At 73.0% G+C, this 23030-nt stretch carries 18 protein-coding genes; 13 read left to right on the top strand and 5 right to left on the bottom strand.

Annotation, left to right across the window (positions count from 1 at the left end):
* The coding region (locus tag HTZ82_RS16685) for a DNA-3-methyladenine glycosylase (RefSeq protein ID WP_175410184.1) at positions 1 to 906 on the top strand (906 nt) is incomplete at its 5' end.
* 106 nt (positions 907 to 1012) lie between these two features.
* Here the strand turns inward: HTZ82_RS16685 and HTZ82_RS16680 are convergent.
* The 3 genes from HTZ82_RS16680 to HTZ82_RS16670 form a co-directional block, all read right to left on the bottom strand.
* Entirely contained in the window at positions 1013 to 2350 is a 1338-nt protein-coding gene (locus HTZ82_RS16680; RefSeq protein ID WP_309235518.1) for a coenzyme F420-0:L-glutamate ligase, read from the bottom strand.
* Between the two features lie 413 nt (positions 2351 to 2763).
* Entirely contained in the window at positions 2764 to 3723 is a 960-nt protein-coding gene (gene cofD / locus HTZ82_RS16675) for a 2-phospho-L-lactate transferase (protein WP_175410182.1), read from the bottom strand.
* Between the two features lie 13 nt (positions 3724 to 3736).
* Entirely contained in the window at positions 3737 to 4306 is a 570-nt protein-coding gene (locus HTZ82_RS16670; RefSeq protein WP_175410181.1) for a cysteine dioxygenase family protein, read from the bottom strand.
* An 810-nt stretch (positions 4307 to 5116) separates the two neighbouring features.
* Here HTZ82_RS16670 and HTZ82_RS16665 point away from each other — a divergent pair.
* From HTZ82_RS16665 to HTZ82_RS16655, 3 genes are all read left to right on the top strand, one after another.
* On the top strand, positions 5117 to 5380 hold the full coding sequence (locus HTZ82_RS16665; RefSeq protein WP_023588371.1) for a WhiB family transcriptional regulator: 264 nt from the start codon (positions 5117 to 5119) through the stop codon (positions 5378 to 5380).
* 276 nt (positions 5381 to 5656) lie between these two features.
* On the top strand, positions 5657 to 9364 hold the full coding sequence (locus HTZ82_RS16660; protein ID WP_175410180.1) for a glycosyltransferase family 2 protein: 3708 nt from the start codon (positions 5657 to 5659) through the stop codon (positions 9362 to 9364).
* Positions 9361 to 10992, top strand: coding sequence for a DUF5719 family protein (locus HTZ82_RS16655; protein WP_175410179.1), 1632 nt, complete (start codon positions 9361 to 9363; stop codon positions 10990 to 10992). Before HTZ82_RS16660 ends, HTZ82_RS16655 begins: the two co-directional genes overlap by 4 nt.
* A gap of 38 nt (positions 10993 to 11030) precedes the next feature.
* Here HTZ82_RS16655 and HTZ82_RS16650 read toward each other — a convergent pair whose 3' ends face one another.
* Complete coding sequence (locus HTZ82_RS16650; RefSeq protein WP_175410178.1) at positions 11031 to 11522, bottom strand: metallopeptidase family protein; 492 nt, start codon at positions 11520 to 11522, stop codon at positions 11031 to 11033.
* 367 nt (positions 11523 to 11889) lie between these two features.
* On the opposite strand from HTZ82_RS16650, the gene HTZ82_RS16645 reads away from it, so the two are divergent.
* The 8 genes from HTZ82_RS16645 to HTZ82_RS16610 all read left to right on the top strand — a co-directional run bounded on the left by HTZ82_RS16645 (position 11890) and on the right by HTZ82_RS16610 (position 20562).
* On the top strand, positions 11890 to 12321 hold the full coding sequence (locus HTZ82_RS16645) for a DUF3499 domain-containing protein (RefSeq protein ID WP_175410177.1): 432 nt from the start codon (positions 11890 to 11892) through the stop codon (positions 12319 to 12321).
* A gap of 105 nt (positions 12322 to 12426) precedes the next feature.
* Positions 12427 to 13791, top strand: coding sequence for a phosphomannomutase/phosphoglucomutase (locus tag HTZ82_RS16640; RefSeq protein WP_175410176.1), 1365 nt, complete (start codon positions 12427 to 12429; stop codon positions 13789 to 13791).
* Positions 13792 to 14189: 398 nt separating this feature from the next.
* Positions 14190 to 14372, top strand: coding sequence for a Trm112 family protein (locus HTZ82_RS16635; RefSeq protein ID WP_175410175.1), 183 nt, complete (start codon positions 14190 to 14192; stop codon positions 14370 to 14372).
* A gap of 220 nt (positions 14373 to 14592) precedes the next feature.
* Positions 14593 to 15729: an SIS domain-containing protein gene (locus tag HTZ82_RS16630; protein ID WP_175410174.1), complete on the top strand. Its 1137-nt coding sequence runs from the start codon at positions 14593 to 14595 to the stop codon at positions 15727 to 15729.
* Between the two features lie 78 nt (positions 15730 to 15807).
* Positions 15808 to 17028 (top strand): mannose-6-phosphate isomerase, class I, encoded by a 1221-nt coding sequence (manA, locus tag HTZ82_RS16625; protein ID WP_175410173.1) that lies wholly within the window; start codon positions 15808 to 15810, stop codon positions 17026 to 17028.
* 92 nt (positions 17029 to 17120) lie between these two features.
* Positions 17121 to 18038 (top strand): cation diffusion facilitator family transporter, encoded by a 918-nt coding sequence (locus HTZ82_RS16620; protein ID WP_175410172.1) that lies wholly within the window; start codon positions 17121 to 17123, stop codon positions 18036 to 18038.
* A 256-nt stretch (positions 18039 to 18294) separates the two neighbouring features.
* Positions 18295 to 19752, top strand: a complete 1458-nt coding sequence (gene ahcY / locus HTZ82_RS16615; RefSeq protein WP_175410171.1) for an adenosylhomocysteinase — start codon at positions 18295 to 18297, stop codon at positions 19750 to 19752.
* Positions 19753 to 19947: 195 nt separating this feature from the next.
* Positions 19948 to 20562 (top strand): hypothetical protein, encoded by a 615-nt coding sequence (locus tag HTZ82_RS16610; protein WP_175410170.1) that lies wholly within the window; start codon positions 19948 to 19950, stop codon positions 20560 to 20562.
* 21 nt (positions 20563 to 20583) lie between these two features.
* Here HTZ82_RS16610 and HTZ82_RS16605 read toward each other — a convergent pair whose 3' ends face one another.
* Complete coding sequence (locus tag HTZ82_RS16605; protein ID WP_175410169.1) at positions 20584 to 21516, bottom strand: RDD family protein; 933 nt, start codon at positions 21514 to 21516, stop codon at positions 20584 to 20586.
* A gap of 120 nt (positions 21517 to 21636) precedes the next feature.
* On the opposite strand from HTZ82_RS16605, the gene HTZ82_RS16600 reads away from it, so the two are divergent.
* Positions 21637 to 22644: a stage II sporulation protein M gene (locus HTZ82_RS16600; RefSeq protein ID WP_175410168.1), complete on the top strand. Its 1008-nt coding sequence runs from the start codon at positions 21637 to 21639 to the stop codon at positions 22642 to 22644.
* Positions 22645 to 23030 lie beyond the last annotated feature (386 nt).

Below are 23030 nucleotides of genomic sequence, written 5' to 3'. Positions count from 1 at the left end.
CCCCGGGGCCGTACCTGGGCGCCGCCCTGGCCGCTGGACCTCGGGCTCACGCTGGGCCCGCTGCGGCGCGGCCCGGCCGACCCCACGTTCCGTACGACGCCCGACGGCTCCGTCTGGCGCACGTGCCGCACACCGGACGGCCCCGGCACCCTACGGGTCGCGGCGCGCGGCGGCGCGGTGGAGGCGGAGGCCTGGGGCGGCGGCGCCGAGTGGCTCCTGGACCGCCTGCCGGATCTCCTGGGCGCCCAGGACGATCCGTCCGCGTTCACGCCGAGGCACCGCCTCCTGGCGGTGACCCACCGCCGCCGCCCCGGCCTGCGCCTCACCCGCACCGGCCTGGTGATGGAGTCGCTGATCCCGTCGATCCTGGAGCAGAAGGTCACGACGGACGAGGCGTACCGCGCGTGGCGCCTCCTGGTCCGCACGTACGGCGAGCCCGCCCCGGGCCCCGCCGACCCGCGCCTGTACGTCGTACCCGAGCCCCGCACCTGGGCGCTGATCCCGTCCTGGGAATGGCACCGCGCGGGCGTGGACAGCAAGCGCTCGGCGACGATCCTGCGCGCCGTACGGGTGGCCCGCCGCCTGGAGGAGGCGGCGGCCATGGCGCCCGATGACGCCCGCCGCCGCCTGGAGCTGATCCCCGGGATCGGCCCCTGGACCTCCGCCGAAACGGTCCAGCGCAGCAACGGCGCCCCCGACGCCGTCACCCTCGGCGACTACCACCTGCCCGGGATCGTCGGCCACGCCCTGGCCGGCGACCGTGACGCGGACGACGCCGCCATGCTCCGACTCCTGGAGCCCTACGAGGGCCAGCGCCACCGCGCAGCCCGCCTCATCCTCCTCAGCGGCCACACCCCGCCCCGCCGCGCCCCGCGAATGACCCCCCGCAACATCGCCCCCCTCTGACACCCGCCGCCCGCCGCCCGCCGCCCGCCTCCAGCCCGCGCCTGGGCGGCGGCCCCCGGTACCGCGGGAGCCAAGCCGCCCTCGGCGCCACCCGCCTGACGACAGGTCACCGCACTGTGACGAACGCCTCCGGGTCGCGCGACGCCCGCTCCCTGGGGGGCTCCGCCGGGCAGCCCACGGCGACGGCGCCCATCGGGTCCCAGTCGGCCGGCAGCTCCAACACCTCCCGTACGACGTCCCGGCAGAACATCGTCGACGACACCCACGCCGAACCCAGCCGCTCGCCCGCCAGCGCCACCAGGAGGTTCTGCACGGCGGCACCGGCCGCGGCCACGAACATCTCCCGCTCCGCGGTGTCCCGCCGTATGTCCCCGTAGACATGGGCACCCTCGGCCACGAGGCACGGAACCACCAGGTACGGGGCGTTCCGCAGCACGTCGCCGCGGCGTGTGCGCCGGGCGATGGCCTCCTCGCTGAGGCCGTCCCGCCGCAGGTCGGCGATCCACGCCTCACGCATGGCGTCCAGCAGCCGCACCCGCGACTCGGCCGACTCCAGCAGTACGAACCGCCACGGCGTGGTGTGGTGCGGCGCCGGCGCCGTCACCGCGGCCGCCACCGCCCGCCGCACCGCGCCCGGGTCCACGGGATGGTCCGTGAACGCCCGCACCGTACGCCGCAGCGTCACCGCCTGCCGCAGCGCCTCCGACGTACCGAGCCGGAACATGTCGTTCCCGGGGTCACGGACCAGCGCCCGCGCCCCCGGCCCGTCGTCACCGGCACCGGTCACCAGATGCGCCAGCCCCCGTACGACGGCGACGGGCCGCCCGGCCGCCTTCCCCTTCACCAGGTCCCCGGCCGCCGCCAGTTCGTCGGCACCGGCCACGACCGTCGCGACGAGCGGATTGCCGTACGCGTCGGTGCCTCCGCGCAAGTCGTCCAGGACGTGCACCCCGGCCGCGCCGATCGCGACGTCCGTCAGACCGCTGCGCCAGGGCCGCCCGAACGTGTCCGTGACGATGACGCCGACGTTGACACCGAGCGCGTCCCGCAGCCCGGCGCGGATCGCCCGCGCGGAGCCGTCCGGGTCCTCCGGCAACAACAGGATCGTCCCGGCGGGGGTGTTGGACGCGTCGACCCCGGCGGCGGCCATGACGAGCCCCTGCCGATTTTCGACGATCCTCAGCGTCCCGCGCCGCGCCACCACCCGCACCATCTCGGCGTCGATAGCGGCCTCCCGGTCGTCGGCCGCGACGACCCGCCCCTCCGCCTTGCTCACGATCTTGGAGGTGACGATGACGACGTCCCCGTCCACCAGCCCCGGCTCAGCCGCAGCGATCAACGCCCCGAGGTCGTCCCCCTTCGCCACCTCAGGCACCCCACCAGGCGCCCACACCCGATACGCCGCCCCCCCGACCACACCCACAGAGCCCGCACCCCCGACCACACCCGCACTCCCGACTACACCCACCGGCCCCGCACCCCCGACCACACCCGCACCCCCGACCACACCTGCACCCCCGACCACACCTGCACCCCCGACCACACCTGCACTCCCGACTACACCCGCACTCTCGACCGCGCCCGCCGCACCCGCCGGGCCCGCACTCCTGACCGCGCCCGAGGGCCCCGCACCGCTGGCCGCGCCCGAGGGGCCCGCACCCGCGCCCACCGCACCCGCGCCCACCGAGCCCGCACCCACCGCACCCGAGGTCCCGCCCGCCGTGTCGCCCGCACCCGCGCCACCCGCGGAAGTCCCGCCCCCGGACGCCCCGGGCACGGCACCGCCCCTGGTTGCCCCCGGTGCGGCACCGTCCCCGGCGCCGTCCGGGCCGGTGCCCGTAGCTCCGTCCGTCGCCCTCACCCCCGTACCTCCTCCGCCAGTTCCAGTGCGGCCCGCGCCATCTCCGCGGTCGCGTCGGCGTCCGTCATCATCAGCGGCACCGCGCGGCAGCGGATGCCGGCCGCCTCGACCTCGTCGACGGCACCCGCGTCGACCGTGTCGACGAGCCACCCGTCCAGCAGCCCCGACCCGTAGTGCTGGGCGACCGCCGCCGCCGTCGCCTCGACACCGATCGCCGCGAGTACCTTGTCGGCCATGCCGCGCACCGGCGCGTTCCCGACGATCGGCGACAGCCCGACGACCGGCACGCCCGCCTCCGCGATGGCCTCCCGGATGCCCGGCACCGCGAGGATCGTGCCGATGCTCACCACCGGGTTCGACGGCGGGAACAGCACCACGTCCGCCTCGGCGATCGCCTCCAACACCCCCGGCGCCGGCTTGGCCTGGTCGGCGCCGACCGGCACCACCGCGTGCGCGTCGACGGAGGCCCGCAGCTTCACCCAGTACTCCTGGAAGTGCACCGCCCGCCGCTCGCCGTCCACCTCCACCGCGACATGTGTCTCGACCCGGTCGTCGGACATCGGCAGCAGTCGAACGCCCGGTTTCCACCGGTCGCACAGCGCCTCGGTGACCGCGCTCAGCGGATACCCGGCGCCCAGCATCTGCGTACGGACGATGTGCGTGGCGAAGTCGCGGTCGCCCAGCCCGAACCACTCGGGGCCGACGCCGTACGCCGCCAGCTCGCTTTTTACCTGGAAGGTCTCGTCCGCACGCCCCCAGCCCTGCTCCTCGTCGATGCCACCGCCGAGGGTGTACATCACCGTGTCGAGGTCGGGGCAGACCTTCAGCCCGAACAGATGAATGTCGTCACCGGTGTTGCCGACGACCGTGATGTCCGCTTCGGGCGCGGCCCGCTTGAGGCCGCGCAGGAAACGGGCACCACCGATGCCACCGGCCAGAACCACAATGCGCTGCATGCACTGCAGTCTGTCAGGCGGACACGACACTCCGCGTGGCCGGGCCGAAACTGTGGATAACTCCCGCCGCGGCGTCTCGGCGGGCAGCTCCGGCGGCGTCTCGGGCGGCACCCGCGGCGTCGGCCGCGTGCATCGGCATATCGGTCAGACCCGGGTAGTAGACGTGCAGACTGACGGCCGGTTCGAGCGAGTCATTGACGATCTCGTGCACTCGCCCCGGCGCGATCACCCGCTGCGCGCCCCCTTCGAGCACCCGCGCGCCGTTCTCCGTACGCTCCGTCAGCTCCCCTTCCAGCACGGTCATCAGACCGGACGACCGGCCGTGGTCGTGCAGCCCGGTGCCCTGGCCCGGAACCCAGGACAGCAGCCACACCTCGTAACCGGGGCCGGTGCGCAGCCGGTGGTACCAGCGGGTGGTGGCGTCGTACTGGACGAGGGGCGCCCACTGCGCGCGGTCGGTGGCGATGGAGCGGGCGAGCCCGGCGAACTCGGCGACGGTGCCGGGGTGCTCCTTGGCGGGCTGGAGGAGGTGCTGGACGGCGAGGATGTCGCCGGCGATCTGGAGGTCGCTGTCGCTGTTCATAGGGGTGCTGTGGTTCCTCGGCAGAGCGGAATGCGGAAGGGGGAGCATGCGGTGACGTGCGGTGACGTGCGGTGCACCTGAGCGGGCTGCGCGGCGGACGGGCCTGCTGTCATGCGCGGCATGGCAGTGGCTGCCGCATCGCCCGATCGGACGTGCGTGACGTGCGTATGGCGTGGGACGCGCCGGGGGAACGGGGCGCTGTGCCGGAGCGCTAAGGCGTCAACAGCAACAGCTGCGGCGGCCGGCGAAGAAGCCGGCGCGACAGAGACAGCAACAGCGGGCGTGGACAGCGCGGCGGTACCCACGGTCACCGTGGGTCGCGAAAGACGCTGTGGTCGCTGGCATGCCTCCAAAGGTGACCGGCACCCGTCCCGTCTGTCAACCCGATGGGCGGTTTGGCGGCAATGTTTCACCTCATCCGGTTGTGCCGCCCGGAGAAAGGTTTGTGCGTCCGGGGGCACGGACACATGGCGCAGCAACCACCCGCGCAAACGTCGTCAAGGTCTCGTGACCTGACTGTGATCCGGGTCGCTTCCCCGGCCCGGCCGCAACAAGATCGAGGCCGCGGACGTCCTTCCTGTGGAGAGGCGCCAAGAGCCGGGGGCGTGGGGACGGCGGCGGCACGTGTCTCATTTTTGCCGATTTGAACACTTTCCGCATAGCTTTGGTTCCGCAGAGTGAATACCGGGCTCAATAGCAGATCTCAGCTTGACTGGCCTGGAGCACCACACTTGTAATTTCACTCGTGTCGTTCGGCCGAAAACGGAAACGGCGGCATCACGGGGACGTAATGACAGACGAGGGGCGCACATGACCGAGTTGTTCCAGGAACTGCTGGTCGAGGACGCGGACGAAGAACTCGGCTGGCAGGAGCGCGCGTTGTGCGCCCAGACCGATCCCGAGTCCTTCTTCCCCGAGAAGGGCGGTTCCACCCGCGAGGCCAAGAAGGTCTGTCTCGCCTGCGAAGTCCGTTCGGAATGCCTCGAATACGCGCTGGCCAATGACGAGAGATTCGGAATCTGGGGCGGTCTGTCCGAGCGTGAGCGCCGCCGTCTGAAGAAGGCCGCCGTCTGACCCCTTCTGACAACGGCCCGCGGCAATGCCCTGGCCTCATGCCCGGCCTCATACCAGCCGCAGGCCCGGCCTCACGCCTAGCCGCCGGCCAAGCCTCAGGTCAAGACTCCGGCCCCGCCAACCGCCCCACCGCACCACCAGCAACGGTCCGCCGCCTGGGCTCTGTCCACAGGCGGCGGACCGCTGTCGTGCCAGCCATTAGTGTGGAGCCCCGTCAGAGACGCTCCGACGCCCCCGTAACAGGGGCGCCCCCCTGGCCGGAGGGCCCGTACCTCGATGTCCGCCACCGCAGCCGCGTTTTCCGCCGCTTCTCCGCCGCAACAGCCCGAGTTCCCCCGGCATGTCGTCACGGCCGTGCTCGTCTCCCACGACGGAGCCCGCTGGCTGCCCGACGCCCTCGCCGGGCTCCTCGGCCAGGAGCGCCCCGTCCAGTACGTCATCGCCGCCGACACCGGCAGCGCCGACGACTCCGCCCGGCTCGTCGGCGAAGCCGTCGGCGACGACCGCGTCCTGCACCTCGCCCGCCGCACCGGCTTCGGCGCCGCCGTCGACGAAGCGGCCCGCACCGCCCCCCACCTCGGCCCCGACGACCTCCCCTACCTGAAGCGGCCCAGCGGATGGGACCCCGTCAGCCGCACCTGGCGCGACGACACGTACGACCTGCCCGAGCTGCCCCACGGCGAACCCGTCCAGTGGCTCTGGCTCCTCCACGACGACTGCGCGCCCGAACCCGACGCCCTCGCCGAACTCCTCCGCGTCGCCGACTCCGACGAGTACGCCGCCGTCGTCGGCCCCAAGCTCCGCGGCTGGTACGACCGCAAGCAGCTCCTCGAAGTCGGCGTGTCCATCGCCAACAGCGGCCGCCGATGGACCGGCCTCGACCGGCGCGAACAGGACCAGGGCCAGCACGACCAGGTCCGACCTGTCCTGTCCGTCTCCAGCGCCGGCATGCTCATCCGGCGCGACGTCTTCGAGGAACTCGGCGGCTTCGACCGCCGCCTGCCCCTCATGCGCGACGACGTCGACCTGTGCTGGCGCGCCCACGCCGCCGGCCACCGCGTCCTCGTCGCCCCCGACGCCGTACTGCGCCACGCCGAAGCCGCGTCCCGCGAACGCCGCACCGTCGACTGCGCGGGCCGCTCCGTAGCCAACCCGCACCGCGTCGACAAGGCGGGCGCCGTCTACACGCTCCTCGCCAACGCGCGCGGAGCCGGCCTCCCGTACGTCTTCATCCGCCTCGTCGTCGGCACCCTGCTGCGCACCCTCGCCTACCTCGTCGGCAAGGCACCCGTCCAGGCCGTCGACGAGGTCATGGGCCTCTTCGCCGTCCTCCTGCGCCCCGAACGCGTCATCGCCGCCCGCCGCGCCCGCTCCGCGCGCGTCGTCGACCCCGCGGAACTCCGTCCCCTGTTCCCGCCCCCCGGCGCCACCGTCCGCGCCACCGTCGAACAGGTCGCCTCCAACTTCGGCGGCAGCGACACCGACGCAGGCGGCTCACGCCACGGCGCCGTCGAGTCAGGACCCGGCGGCGACGACGCCGACTACCTGGAGGTCGAGCAGTTCGCCCGGCTCAAGAAGATCGCCCGCAAGCCCGGGCCCGTCCTCTTCGCCCTGCTGCTCCTCATCTCCCTCGTCGCCTGCCGCGGCCTCCTCGGAAGCGGCTCCCTCGCAGGCGGCGCCCTCCTCCCCGTCCCCGACGGAGTCGGGGACCTGTGGAGCCGGTACGCCGACGCCTGGCACCCCCTCGGCACCGGCGGCACCCAGAGCGCCCCGCCCTACCTCGCCCTCCTCGCCGCCCTCTCCGGCCTCTTCCTCGGCTCCACCGGCTTCGCCCTCACCCTCCTGCTCGTCTGCTCCGTGCCGCTGGCCGGCTTCACCGCGTACTTCGCGTCCCGCTCCCTCGTAGAATCGCGGCTCCTGCGCGCGTGGGGCGCCGTCGCGTACGCCTTCCTGCCCGCCGCCACCGGAGCCCTCGCCACCGGCCGCCTCGGCACCGCCGTCCTCGCCGTGACGCTCCCGCTCATCGCCCGCGCCGCCGTCGCCGCGTACGGGCTGCGCGGCGGCGGACCCGGCGCACACCGCGGCAGCTGGCGCGCCACCTGGGCGTACACCTTCCTCCTCACGTTCACGATGGCGTTCACGCCCGTCGTCTGGCCCCTCGCCGTCGCCCTCGGCATCGCCGCCCTCGTGCTGCGCCGCGACGACATCACCGCGTACGGGCTCCGCCTCGTCGCCGTCGCCGGAACGCCGCTGCTGGTCCTCGCCCCCTGGTCCCTGGACCTGCTCACGCACCCGGCCGCCTTCTTCAAGGAGGCGGGCGCCGAGATCGCCACCGGCCCCGCGTCGCCGCTCGACCTCCTCGGCATCAGCCCCGGCGGGCCCCGCACCGTCGGCGGCCTCGTCCTCATCGGCATCGTTCTCGCCGCGCTCGCCGCCCTGCTGCGTGCCGACCGCCGGTTCGCCGTCCACACCGCCTGGGCCGTCGCCATCGCCGCCCTGGTCGTCGCCGTCCTCAGCAACGGCTCCGGCGACAACGCCACAGGCTGGGCCGGACCCGCGACCCTCGTCTACGGCATCGCCCTCATCGCCGCCGCCATGCTCGGCGCCGAAGGCGGCCGCACCCGCGTCGCCGCCCAGAGCTTCGGCTGGCGCCAGCCCGTCGCCGCCCTCATCGCCCTCGCCGCCGCCGTCGGGCCCCTCGTCTCCGCCGGCGCCTGGATGATCGGCGGCGCCGCCGGGCCCCTGGAGCGCCGCGACCCCACCCAGGTGCCCGCCTTCGTCGCCGAGGAGAGCATCACCCGCGACCAGCCCCGCACCCTCGTCCTCGACGGCCCCTCGACCGCCAAGGTCGAGTACGCCCTGGTCCGCGGCTCCGGCGCCCGCCTCGGCGACGCCGAACTCACCGCGACCGCCGGCGGCGACCCCCGCCTCGACAAGGTCGTCGCCCACCTCGTCGCCGGCTCCGGCGCCGACCAGACCGCGGAACTCAGCGGCTTCGCCATCCGTTACGTCCTCGTACGCGACGGCGCCCCACGCGAGATGAGCCGCGTCCTCGACGCGACCCCCGGCCTCAGCCGGCTCAGCCAGCGCGACGGCAGCGCCCTGTGGCGCGTCGACCGCCAGGTGGCCCGCGCCGTCATCGTCCCCGCCGCCGCCGAACGCGCCAAGACGGGCGCCGAACCGCTGCCCGTCGGCTCCGGACCCGTCGAGGCGCACAGCGACATCCCCGCAGGCGGCACCGGCCGCGTCCTGCGCATCGCCGACCGCGCCGACGACGGCTGGCAGGCCACGCTCGACGGCAAGCCCCTGACGAAGACCACCGTCGACGGCTGGGCCCAGGGCTTCGAGCTCCCGGCCGAGGGCGGCCGCCTCGACCTGACCTACCAGGCGCCCGCCACCCACGCCGCGTGGATCTGGACGCAGTGCGCGCTCGCCGTCGTCCTGCTGATCCTCGCCCTGCCCGGCCGACGCCGCGACGTCGACGACGACCTGCCGGAGGAAGAAGCCCTCGCCGCAGCCCTGCCCGACCAGGACGCCACCGGCGACGGCCGACGCGCGCGCAGGCTCCGCGCCGCGTCCGCGGCCGCCGAGGCCGAGGCGGCCGCCGCCCACGCCCCCGTACCCGGGCCCGCCTCCGAACCGGTCCCGGACGGCGACGCGGACGCCGATCCCTATGCCATGCCCGCACCCCAGTCCGTACCGCAGCAGCCGTACGGAGAATGGGACGGCACCGGCCAGTACCGGGACCCGTACGCCCACGACCCGTACGCGCAGGCCGGCGGCTACGGCGAGCAGCAGCCGTACGACCCGTACCAGCAGCAGGCCGACCCGTCCGCGTACGACCAGCGGTACGACCAGCAGTACGGACAGCAGCCGTACGACCAGCAGCAGCCCCCGTACCCGCAGGGCCAGTACGACCAGGGCCAGTACGACCCGTACGGCTACGAGAACGAGCAGCGTCCCGACGGGAGCAGCAACCAGTGAACCGCAGCACCCTCTCCCTCTTCGCGGCCGTCACCGCCCTCGCCGCCGTCACCGGCCTCGCCACGCTCACCACACCCGACCCCGCCGGCCGCCCGGCCGGCGCCCCGGCCCCCGCGCGGCTGCCCGTGGAGCGCAGCAGCCTGGCCTGCCCGGCGCCCAGCTCCTCCGAGGTCGCGGAGACGACGTACACGTCGTTCACCCCCGCCCTCCAGGACGGCAAGACGGGCGACAAGGCCGCCGACAACGCCGACAACGCCGACAAGTCCGCCGACAGGGCTGCCGACAAGGCCGAACTCAAGCCGTCCGCCGCCACCCAGGACTCGACCACGGCCTCTCCGAAGAAGACCGACGAGAAGACCGACGAGAAGAAGGACGAGAAGAAGGACGAGGCGCAGACCGACGCGGCCAAGCAGCCCCCCGCCGCCGACAAGCCCGTCCTCTCCACGACCGCCCCCGGCAAGCCCGTGTCCGCCGACGCCGACGGGGCCGACGCCCCCGCCCTCATCGGCCTCGCCTCCGGCCTCCTCGCCCCCGGCTGGACCACCCAGCAGACCACCACGGTCCCGGCAGGCGGCGCCCGCGGCCTCCTGGGCGTCAGCTGCACCACACCCGACACCGACTTCTGGTTCCCGGGCACCTCCACCGCCGAGAACCGCCGCGACTACGTCCACCTCACCAACCCCGACGACACCGCCGCCGTCGTCGACATCGAGCTGTACGGACCCGAGGGCGCCCTCAAGTCCCAGCTGACCGACGGCATCCCGGTTCCGGCCGGGTCCAGCGTCCCCGTACTGCTGTCCACCCTGACCGCCGACCCGGCCGCCTCCGACGTCACCGCCCACGTCACCACGCGCAGCGGACGCGTCGGCGCCGTCGTCCGCAGCGCCGTCGACCAGCTCGGCAGCGACTGGCTGCCCGCCGCCACCGCCCCGGCCGCCACGCTCGTGCTGCCCGGCATCCCGGCGGACGCCACGTCCGTGCAGCTCATGGCGTACGCGCCCGGCGAGGACGACGCGGAGCTGAAGATCCAGCTCATGGGCGCCAACGGCACCATCACACCCGCCGTCCAGCAGAGCATCCGCGTCAAGTCCGGCATGACCGCGTCCGCCGACCTCAAGGACCTCACCAACGGTGAGGCCGGGTCCCTGCTCCTCTCACCGGCCCAGTCCAGCCAGGCCACCCCCGTGGTCGCGGCCCTCCGCGTGATCCGCGGCTCCGGTGAGAAGCAGGAGGTCGCGTTCATCCCGGCGACCGGGCCGGTCGGCGAGCAGGCCACTGTCGCGGGCAACACCGCCAAGGGCACCACCCTGTCGCTCACCGCGCCCACCGAGGACGCCGAGGTCAGGGTCACCGCGTCGGCGGGCACCGAGGGCGGCACGCCGGTCAGTAAGACGTACAAGGTCAAGGCCGGTACGACGCTCGCGTTCGCCCCGCCCGTCCCGGCCGGCCTGAAGGGGACGTACGCCCTGACCGTCCAGACCCTGTCCGGCGGCCCGGTGCACGCGGCGCGCATGCTGGCCGACCCCAAGGACGGCATCGCGATGTTCACGATCCAGACGCTGTCCGACGACCGGGGGAGGGTCGCCGTCCCGGAGGCCGAGCAGGACCTGTCCGTCCTGGAGAAGTAGCGCCGGTGAGGCGGGGTGAGGCGGGGTGAGGCGAGCCCTCAGTCCTGCCCGTACCGCGGGTCGACGGACTCGGGCGCGAGCCCCAGCAGCTCGGCGACCTGCTCCACCACGACCTCGTGCACCAGCAGCGCCCGCTCGTCCCGGCTCTTCGCCCGCAGCTCCACCGGCCGCCGGTACACCACCACGCGCGCGTGCCGCTCCCGCGTGGCCGGCACCGCGCTCCCCAGCGGCACCGACTCGTCCACCGACGACGGCACCTCCAGCACATGGAAGTCCACGTCGGCGAGCTGCGGCCACCGCCGCTCCAGCCGCTCCACGGAGTCCTGGACCAGATCCCGGAACGTGTCCGCCCGCGTGGCGGACAGCGGGACCTGCGGAGGCGCGACAGGCCCGCGCATACCGCGGCCGTGGCGGTCGCGGCGGCGCGGCCGCGGCTCCTGCCGCTGACCCGTGGGGCCGGTCGGGCCGGTCGGGCCGGTCGGACCGGAGGGGCCACCCGCAGCAGCCGGGGGAGGTACGGGACTGTCCATCACCTGACGCAGCGTAGCTCTCCCGGCACGTCCCTGCCCGAGCGGCGGAACGGCGGCGGATCCGCGTCGCCCGAAACACGGCGCCACGCCCGCCGGAGCACCGGACGAGCACGGGACGGGCACCGGACGAGCACCGGACGAGCACCGCATGAGCCCAGCGCGAGCACCGCATGAGTGTTTCAGCCAAGATCCGGCCCCGTCCCCGATCCCCTCGCGATCGACCCGCTCATGAAAAATGACCTTATTTGTCCGCCATTTGTCCGCCCCGCCGTTCGNCACCACCCCACCCCCTCCCGCCGCAGGTCGGAGCGGCCCCCCGGAAGGCGCCTGTGCGGGACGTCACACCGCGACACGGCCGAGTGACCCGGTGGAGAGTCGTCGCGGCCCGCTCAAGAGTGCGGTACCGTCCAACGTCGTGAGCCCTGTACGTCGCTGTTCGCGCACCGCGTGCGGCCGCCCTGCCGTCGCGACACTGACGTACGTCTATGCCGACTCGACCGCGGTCCTCGGCCCGCTCGCCACCTACGCCGAGCCCCACTGCTACGACCTGTGCGCCGAGCACAGCGAGCGCCTCACCGCCCCCCGCGGCTGGGAGGTCGTACGGCTCTCCGACGCGTCCGGCCCGTCCCGCCCCAGCGGCGACGACCTGGAGGCCCTCGCCAACGCCGTCCGCGAGGCGGCCCGCCCGCAGGAACGTACGGCCCAGGCCGGCGGCAAGGGCGGCGGCGGCCGCAGCGGCGACCCGGTCGAGGTCGGCCGCCGCGGACACCTCCGCGTCCTGCGCTCCCCGGACTCCTGAAGCCGGGCGCCGACCGCTTCCGGCCGGACTCCCCACCCGCACCGCCCTCCGTGAAGCACTTGTGTACTTTGTGTAGTCCAAACAGGGCTCGCAGGAGGTTGATCAGTGACTGCTGATCTGTCGCAGATCGTCAAGGCGTACGACGTCCGCGGGGTGGTGCCCGATCAGTGGGACGAGGCGCTGGCCGAGCTGTTCGGCGCCGCCTTCGTACAGGTCACCGGCGCCGACGCGATCGTCGTCGGCCACGACATGCGCCCGTCCTCGCCGGGCCTGTCCGGCGCCTTCGCGCGCGGCGCCGCCGCCCAGGGCGCGGACATCACCCTCATCGGACTGTGCTCCACCGACCAGCTGTACTTCGCCTCCGGACAGCTCGGCCTGCCGGGCGCGATGTTCACGGCGTCCCACAACCCCGCCCAGTACAACGGCATCAAGATGTGCCGCGCCGGCGCCGCCCCCATCGGCCAGGACAGCGGCCTCGCGGACATCCGCACGCTCGTCGAGACGTGGTCCGGGTCCGGCGCCCCGGCCGCGGCCGCCACGCCCGGCACCATCACCGAGCGCGACACGCTCGTCGACTACGCGGCCCACCTCAAGTCGCTGGTCGACCTGGCGTCCATCCGCCCCCTGAAGGTCGTCGTCGACGCGGGCAACGGCATGGGCGGGCACACCGTCCCCACCGTCTTCGACGGCCTGCCGCTGACGCTCGTCCCGATGTACTTCGAGCTGGACGGCACGTTCCCGAACCACGAGGCCAACCCGCTGGACCCGGCCAACATCGTCGACCTCCAGGCGCGCGTCCGCGCCGAGGGCGCCGACCTGGGCCTCGCCTTCGACGGCGACGCCGACCGCTGCTTCGTCGTGGACGAGCGCGGCGAGCCCGTGTCCCCGTCCGCCGTCACCGCGCTGGTCGCGGCGCGCGAGCTCGCCAAGCACCCGGGCGGGACGGTCATCCACAACCTCATCACCTCGGCGTCCGTGCCCGAGGTCGTCCGCGAGAACGGCGGCGTGCCCGTCCGCACCCGCGTCGGCCACTCCTTCATCAAGGCCGAGATGGCCCGTACGGGCGCGATCTTCGGCGGCGAGCACTCGGCGCACTACTACTTCCGTGACTTCTGGAACGCGGACACCGGCATGCTGGCCGCCCTCCACGTCCTCGCGGCCCTGGGCGGCCAGGACGGGCCGCTGTCGGCCCTCGTCGCCTCGTACGACCGGTACGCCGGCTCCGGCGAGATCAACTCCACGGTCGCCGACCAGACCGCCAGCACCGCCGCCGTACGCGCCGCGTACGCCGCCCACGAGGGCGTGACCGTGGACGAGCTCGACGGCCTCACCGTCAGCGCCGACGGCTGGTGGTTCAACCTCCGCCCCTCCAACACGGAGCCGCTCCTCCGCCTCAACGTCGAGGCCCGCGACGAGCCGACGATGGCGAAGATCCGCGACGAGGTCCTCTCCCTCGTCCGCACCTCCTGACCACACGGCGGAACGGCCCCCTGAGGCCCGAGCGGCCCCTGGCCCGTGCCCTCTGCCCGCCGCATACGCCACCGCCACGCGGCCGCAGAGGCCCTCGTGCCCTCGTGCCCTCGTGCCCTCGTGCCCTCGTGCCCTCGCGCCCTCGTGCGAACCCGGCCGGTCCAGGACACCGACCGGCGGAGCAGCGAAGAAGCGGAGCAGCGGCGTGCCGCCGACGACGCCGGGCAGCAGCCCGAACTCGCCCAACCCGCCCGGTCTCATCGAGCCGCGCCCACCGCCCCCCGGCGGTAGGCTGACGGAACCGCGGCACGCCGCACCACCAGCACCGACGTCGGCACCCGCGTCGCCGCCCCGCCGCCGTACATGCACCACCCGTACCCCGAAGGGAAACCGACCCCATGCCGCTCGAAGCCGGCCTCCTGGAGATCCTCGCCTGCCCGGCCTGCCACGCCCCGCTGAGCGACCGCACGGCGGACGAGAACCCGGAGCTGATCTGCACCAACGAGGACTGCGGCCTGGCCTACCCGGTACGCGACGGCATCCCGGTGCTCCTGGTCGACGAGGCCCGCCGCCCCGCCTGACGACCCCCGCCGGACCGCCCCGCCCGGCCCCCCGCCCGACCACCGCGCCGCACAGCACGCGCCACCGGCCCGGCCCGACCCCGACCCGGCCCGGAGCGCAACGTCCGCGGCCCCGGGCCGGGCACCGCACCGGACGGCGGCCCGCGCACCCCCGGCGCACCCTCCTGACGAGCACCACCGCTCCCCGCGACACCCGCAACGGCGATCGGAGGCCCCACCCATGCTCGACGAGTCGCTGCTCGACGCCCCGGAAGCCCTGGCCCGAGCCGACCGCCGCGGCCTCCTCCGCGGGGCCGCCGAAGCAGGCGCCCGCGTCCGCACCGCCGCCCGGTACGCCGCCGAGGCCGGCATCGGCACCCTCAACCCCGAAGGCCGCCCCCGCTCCGTACTGGTCGCAGGCGCCGGCACCGCGGCCATCGGCGTCGCCGACCTGATCAGCGGCCTCGCCGGCGCGTCCGCCCCCGTCACCCGGCTGCACCCCACCGGCGTCGCCCCCGCCGCCGGCGCCCTGCGCTGGGCCCTCCCCGGCTGGGCCGGCTCGGTCGACCTCCTCCTCATCGTCACCACCGACGGCACCGAACCCGGCCTGTCCCTCCTCGCCGAGCAGGCATACCGCCGCGGCGTCACGGTCGTCGCCGTCGCCCCCCGGCGCGGGCCCCTCACCGAATCCGTCGGCGGCAGCCACGGCCTTGTCGTCCCCATGGCCACCGCGCCCCACGAGATGTACGAGGAACCGCAGCCCGCCAGCACCGGCGCCCTCTGGGCGCTGTTCACCCCGATCCTCGCCCTCCTCGACCGCGTCGGCCTCATCACCGCACCCGCCGACGCCCTGGAGAAGACCGCGGAACGCCTCGACCACATCGCGGAACGCTGCGGCCCCGCCATCGCCACGTACAGCAACCCGGCCAAGACCCTCGCCGCCGAACTGGCCGACACCCTCCCCCTCATCTGGACCGAGGGCGCGATCGCCGCACCCGTGGGCCGCCGCTTCGCCGCCGTACTCGCCGAACTGGCCGGCCGCCCCGCCCTCGCCGCCGAACTCCCGGAGGCGCTCCCCGTCCACGGCGGCCTCCTGGCCGGCGACTTCGCGGCGGGCGCCGACCCCGAGGACTTCTTCCGCGACCGCGTCGAGGACCCACAGGCGCTGCACGCCCGCGTCGTACTCCTCCGCGACCGCCCCGTCGACGCCGGCGGCCTCACCGCCGCACCCGCCGCCCGCGAACTCGCCCTCGGCCACGACACGGCCATCAGCGAACTCGAACCCGAAGCGGGCAACGAACTCGAAACCCTCGCGGAACTCCTCGCGATCACCGACTTCGCCGCCGCGTACCTCGCCCTGGCGTCAAACCCGACCTGACAGAGCACCTCCCCCAACAGGCCACCACAACGCCACAACACCACAACGCCACAACGCCACAACGCCCACGAGGAACCCATGGACCGCCTCGCCAACACCGTCCGCCCCTACGCCTGGGGCTCCACGACGGCCATCCCGGAACTGCTCGGCACCGCCCCCACCGGCGAGCCCCAGGCCGAGATGTGGATGGGCGCCCACCCCGGCGCACCCTCCCGGGTCACCCGCACGACCCCCGACGGCACCGAACGCGAACAGCCCCTTTCCGACGTCATCGCCACCGACCCCGAGAAGGAACTCGGCGCAGCCGCCGTCACCAAGTTCGGCCCCCGCCTGCCCTTCCTCCTCAAAATCCTCGCCGCCGCCACGCCGCTCTCCCTCCAGGTCCACCCCGACCTCGCCCAGGCTAGAACCGGTCACGAGGCCGAGGAACGCGCCGGCATCCCCCTCCACGCGCCCCACCGCAACTACAAGGACGCCAACCACAAGCCCGAACTCATCTGCGCCCTCACCCCCTTCGAGGGCCTCTGCGGCTTCCGCGCCCCCGGCGAGACCGCCGACCTCCTCGCCGCCCTCGACGTCGACTCACTCAAGCCGTACGTCGACCTCCTCCACGCCCACCCCGAGGATGCCGCCCTCCGCGAAGTCCTCACCGCCGTCCTCACCGCCGACCCGGACGAGATCGCCGCCACCGTCGCCGACACCGCGGCCGCCTGCGAACGCCTCGGCGGCGCCCACGCCCCGTACGCCGTCCTCGCCCACCACTTCCCGGGCGACCCCGGCGTCATCGCCGCCATGCTCCTCAACCACGTACGCCTCCAGCCCGGAGAAGCGCTCTTCCTCGGCGCCGGCGTCCCCCACGCCTACATCAGCGGCCTCGGCGTCGAGATCATGGCCAACTCCGACAACGTCCTGCGCTGCGGCCTCACCCCCAAGCACGTCGACGTCCCCGAACTCCTCCGCGTCGTCCGCTTCGACGCCGCCGACCCCGGCATCCTCCGCCCCGAGGCATCCGAGTCGGGCGAAGAGATCTACGAGACCCCCATCGACGAGTTCCGCCTCTCCCGTTACGTACGGCCCGAAGGCGCCGCCCCCGCCGACCTCACCGCCGCCACGGCCCAGATCCTCCTCGCCACCGCGGGCACCCCGACCCTCACGGAGACCCCCCACCCCACCACCGACACCAACAGCCCCACCCTCGCCCTCACCCTCACCCCGGGCCAGTCCGTATTCGTCCCGGCGGGCGAAAGGATCGAACTGACCGGAGCCGGCACCCTCTTCAGGGCCACCATGACCGCCTGACGCACCACCCCCGCGCCCGTGCTGCAACAATGTGCCGCCGACCAAGACCGGCCGACTGCAGCATCAGGGACCAGGGAAGGAACACCACACGCATGAGTGCGTCAGGCGGAACCAAGGCGATCGTGGCGGCCCTCGTCGCCAACCTCGCCATCGCGGTGGCGAAGTTCGTCGCGTTCCTCTTCAGCGGCTCGTCGTCGATGCTCGCGGAGAGCGTCCACTCGGTCGCGGACTCCGGCAACCAGGGCCTGCTCCTGCTCGGCGGCAAGAAGGCCAAGCGGGAAGCCACCCCCCAGCACCCCTTCGGCTACGGCCGCGAGCGCTACATCTACGCCTTCCTCGTCTCCATCGTCCTCTTCTCCGTCGGTGGCATGTTCGCCCTCTACGAGGGCTACGAGAAGATCAAGCACCCCCACGAGATCGAGGCCTGGTACTGGCCCGTCGGCGTCCTCGTCTTCGCGATCATCGCCGAGACCTTCTCCTTCCGCACCGCCATCAAGGAGTCCAACGAACTCCGCGGCCAGCGCTCCTGGAAGGAGTTCGTCCGCCACGCCAAGGCCCCCGAGCTGCCCGTCGTCCTCCTCGAAGACCTGGGTGCCCTCGTCGGCCTGATCCTGGCCCTCGGCGGCGTCAGCCTCGCCCTCGTCACCGGCAACGGCGTCTGGGACGGCATCGGCACCCTCTGCATCGGCGCCCTCCTCATCCTCATCGCCCTCGTCCTCGCCGCCGAGACCAAGTCCCTCCTCCTGGGCGAAGCCGCCGGCCTCGACGAGGTCAAGAAGATCGAGGAAGCCCTCGTCGACGACGACACCGTCACCGGCATCATCCACATGCGCACCCTCCACCTCGGTCCCGAGGAACTCCTCGTCGCCGCCAAGATCGCCGTCCGGAACGACGACACCGCCGCCAAGGTCGCCGCCGCCATCGACGCCGCCGAGGACCGCATCCGCGCCGCCGTCCCCATCGCCCGCGTCATCTACCTGGAACCCGACATCCTCAAGCCCGCCAAGTAACCCCGGCCACATCTGGCCGGATCGCACCGCCGACGACCCGCCCCGCACTTGAAGACGGCCGACCCGATCGGTGTAGATTCGTGACAGAGCCAGACGTCGCTGCTGATGGCGGTCGGGCGGTCCGACGGACCGGCCGAGGGAGAGAGGGCCTCCGACGACTGCACTGCACGTGCCCGGGCATTCGTGTGCCGTCACACGCCCGCCACCGCAGAGCCAGCCGCACCCACCTCGACCCGACAACGAGGAGCAGCCCGAAATGACCACTGTCGAAAACCGGCAGGACTTCAAGGTCGCCGACCTCTCCCTCGCCGAGTTCGGCCGCAAGGAGATCACCCTCGCCGAGCACGAGATGCCCGGCCTCATGGCCATCCGCAAGGAGTACGCCGAGGCCCAGCCCCTCGCCGGCGCCCGCATCACCGGCTCCCTGCACATGACCGTGCAGACCGCCGTCCTCATCGAGACCCTCGTCGCCCTCGGCGCCCGGGTCCGCTGGGCCTCCTGCAACATCTTCTCCACGCAGGACCACGCGGCCGCCGCCATCGCCGTCGGCCCGAACGGCACCCCGGACAACCCCCAGGGCGTCCCCGTCTTCGCCTGGAAGGGCGAGACGCTCGAGGAGTACTGGTGGTGCACCGAGCAGGCCCTGACCTGGCCGGACACCCCCACCGGCGGCCCCAGCATGATCCTCGACGACGGTGGCGACGCCACCCTCCTCGTCCACAAGGGCGTCGAGTTCGAGAAGGCCGGCGCCGCCCCTGACCCCGCCACGGCCGACAGCGAGGAGTACGGCCACATCCTGCGCCTCCTCAACCGCACCCTCGCCGAGGACCCGCAGAAGTGGACCCGCCTCGCCTCCGAGATCCGCGGCGTCACCGAGGAGACCACCACCGGCGTCCACCGCCTGTACGAGATGCAGCGCGACGGCGTCCTCCTCTTCCCGGCGATCAACGTCAACGACGCCGTCACCAAGTCGAAGTTCGACAACAAGTACGGCTGCCGCCACTCCCTCGTCGACGGCATCAACCGCGCCACCGACGTCCTCATCGGCGGCAAGGTCGCCGTCGTCTGCGGCTACGGCGACGTCGGCAAGGGCTGCGCCGAGTCCCTCCGCGGCCAGGGCGCCCGCGTCATCGTCACCGAGATCGACCCCATCTGCGCCCTCCAGGCGGCGATGGACGGCTACCAGGTCGCGACCCTCGACGACGTCATCGACCAGGCCGACATCTTCATCACCACGACGGGCAACAAGGACATCATCATGGCCTCGGACATGGCCAAGATGAAGCACCAGGCGATCGTCGGCAACATCGGCCACTTCGACAACGAGATCGACATGGCCGGCCTCGCCAAGATCCCCGGCATCGTCAAGGACGAGGTCAAGCCCCAGGTCCACACCTGGACCTTCCCCGACGGCAAGAAGATCATCGTCCTGTCCGAGGGCCGCCTCCTCAACCTGGGCAACGCCACGGGCCACCCGTCCTTCGTGATGTCCAACTCCTTCGCGGACCAGACCCTGGCCCAGATCGAGCTGTACACGAAGCCGGAGCAGTACCCGACCGACGTCTACGTCCTGCCCAAGCACCTCGACGAGAAGGTCGCCCGCCTCCACCTCGACGCCCTCGGCGTCAAGCTGACGACCCTCCGCCCCGAGCAGGCCGAGTACATCGGCGTCAAGGTCGAAGGCCCCTACAAGCCGGACCACTACCGCTACTGACCGGCACCCGTCGGCACCACGAGCAGGTACCCAGGCAGGCCCCCGCACCCCCGTGTCGGGGGCCTGCCCCGTACCGGCCCACCAGCCCGTCGGCACACCACTACCAGCCGACCACCACCGGCCGACGGCCGAGACGGCCCAGACAGCCCAGACGGCTCAGCAGCGACCACGCCCCAGCCCCAGACCCGAGGACCCATGCCCCGCGGCCGCTATTCGCTCCACGATCCGCACGATCACACCCCCCTCGGCGAAGAACACTTCCACTGCGCGCCCGGCCCCTCCGGCTGGCGCTACGTCTCGCAGCTCACCACCCCCTCCGGCGACCACGCCGGCTCAGTCGACCTCGCCCTCGACGAGCTCGGCCGCCCCATCCGTCTCGAACTCCACGCCGGCGGCTGGCAGGTACGCGGCGCCGCCATCGACGGCGTCACCTGGGTCCGCACCGACCCCACCGGAGCTCACGCCACCGAAGGCAATGTGCGCGCCCACGCCTTCACCGGCAGATCCCCCGCCTTCCTCGTCGCGACATCCCGGCTCCTGCGCCTCACCCCCGATTCCCGCGCGACCCGCGTACGACTCGTTGCCTTCACGGACCCGGTCCTCGCCCCCCTCACCGTCGACCAGTCCTGGGCCCTGGTGAACAGTGAAACGCACGCCACTGACAACGGCCCCCTGACCGTGGACGCCTACCAGGTCAGAGCCCTCGACACCGGCGAGGAGCACACCGTCCACATCGCCGGCGACGTCGTGATCGCGGCCCCCGGCATCGAACTGGAAGACCTCCAGACCCCGCCCTCGACGTTCCCCTGACCGGCGGCCCCACCACGCGCATCAGGCCGGCGGCGCGAACCCGCCACGAGCCCCGGCCCCACCCTCGGACGCCACGGCCCCGGCAGCACCAGAGCCCGCTGAAGCCCCGGCCCCGGCAGCGCCCCCGGCCCCGACAGTGCCCCCGGGCACAGCGGAAACCCCGAGATCAGCGGCGACCCCGCCACCGGCACTCCCACCGACCACGCCCCGCGGCGCGACCCGCCGCGCGTCCCGAGCCTGCCGCTCATGCAGCACACCCGCGAGATACGCCGCCGCCGGCACCCCGGCCGGAGCGGGCGCCCCGGTCCGCGCCACCAGCTCACCGGCCAGCCGCTCCGCCAGAACCCGCCCCGCCTCCGGATCCAGCTGCCCCATCCGCGTCAGGTACTGCCGGATGCTCAGCCACAGCCCGTCCGGCACAGCCGACAGATCCAGCTGCGTGAACCGCCCCACCAGCCACGGCGGCGGCGGAGGCACAGCCGCCGCCCGCGCGACGGGAACCCGCTCCCGCACCACCAGCGTCCCCGCGAAGACATCACCGACACGCCGCCCCCGCGCCGACACCAGCGACGCGATACACGCGATCACCCCGAAGGTCATCAGGATCTCCACCATCCCGATCAGCCCCCGCACCAGCGCGTGCCGGAACCGGATCGGCCCCCCGTCGTCCCGCACCACACGCAACCCACACACCAGCTTCCCCACCGACCGCCCATGACTCAGCGTCTCGACAGCGATCGGCCCCCCGACTAGCACCAGCAGGAACGTGGTGATCGACACCGCCATCATCGCCGCGTCGTCCAGCGACGCCGTAGCGAACGCCAAGCCGATGGATATGACGAGATAGGCCGTCCACACGATCAGCAAGTCGATGAAAACCGCCAGCGCACGACTCGGCAGCCGGGCCGGCCGCAAGCCCAGTACGACGGCGTCCCCCGTCACAACCTCACTCACCGCGCCCACCCTTCCTCGACCTTGCCCAACCCCTCCGAACGCCAGTCTGCCAAGCTGACCGACAGCGCGCCGCAGTAGTACGAACCGTACGCACCCCCTGCCCTGGAGCAGTAGCCGATCATGGACCTCGACGTCTACGTCACCGCCCACCGCGCCGAGTGGGACCGCCTCGACCACCTCCTCCGCCGTGGCCGCGGCCTCACCGGCGCCGAGGCGGACGAACTCGTCGCCCTGTACCAGCGCACCGCGACCCACCTCTCCGTGATCCAGTCGACGGCCCCCGACCCGGCACTCACCGCACGCCTCACCCAGCTCGTCGCCCGTGCCCGCGCCGCCGTGACCGGCACCCGCCGCGCGTCCTGGAGGGACGTCGTCCACTTCCTGATCGCCGGGTTCCCCGCCGCGGTCTACCGCTCACGCCACTGGTGGATCCCCACAGCCGTTCTCTCCACCGTCCTCGCCGCGATCATCGGCTGGTGGATCGGCACCCACCCCGAGGTCCAGGCCGCCATCGCCGCACCCGACGAGCTCCGCGAGATGACCCGCCCCGGCGGCCAGTACGAGACGTACTACTCCAGCCACCCGGCCACCTCCTTCGCCGCCCAGGTCTGGACGAACAACGCGCGCGCGGCCGCCATGTGCCTCGTCCTGGGAGCCTTCCTCTGCTTCCCGGTCCTGTGGGTCCTCTTCGTCAACATGCTCAATCTGGGCGTCGGCATCGGCCTCATGTCCTCCGCCGGCCGCCTCGACACCTTCCTCGGCCTGGTCATCCCGCACGGCCTCCTGGAACTCACCGCCGTCTTCGTCGCCGCGGGCACCGGCCTCCGCCTCGGCTGGACCCTCATCGACCCCGGCCCCCTGCCGCGCCGCACGGCCATGGCCCAGCAGGGCCGCGCCGCGATCGGCATGGCCATCGGCCTGGCCCTGGTCCTCTTCGTCTCTGGCGTGATCGAAGGCTTCGTCACCCCCTCCGGCCTCCCCACCTGGGCCCGCATCACCATCGGCGTAGTCGCCGAGATCGCCTTCCTCCTGTACGTCTACGTACTCGGCGGCCGGGCCGCCCGAGCCGGCGAGTCGGGCGATGTAGAGGCAGCGGACCGCAGCGCCGAGCTGCCCACGGCCGCCTGATGTGCATCGACCCCCTCCGACCTGCTACTGTCCTCTTCGCCCGCAAAACCCGTTGACACGGGTGGCGTGGGGAGGTAGATTTTGACAGTTGCCTGGAACTGGACATGGTTCGGGAGCAACCGCTAGTGTCTCCCTCGCTCCGCAGCGAAGTCGGTCGGGCCGACTCGCCGGAGCCACATGATTCCTTTATCCGGGTCGTGAAGCCGATCAAAACGGCAGAATGAATCTGATAAAGTCGGATCAGCCGAAAGGCAAAGGCCCTCCAACGGCCACCGGAAACGAATTCCGAACCGGAAACGGAACGGAAAAGGATCTGGTAAGGTTGGAAACACGAAACACCGAAGGGAAGCGCCCGGAGGAAAGCCCGAGAGGGTGAGTACGAAGGA

It is taken from the genome of Streptomyces sp. TRM64462, assembly GCF_013362995.1.
GTDB lineage: Bacteria > Actinomycetota > Actinomycetes > Streptomycetales > Streptomycetaceae > Streptomyces.
The sequence above is the reverse complement of the archived record's forward strand: the minus strand, read 5'-3'. Positions and strand labels throughout refer to the sequence as shown.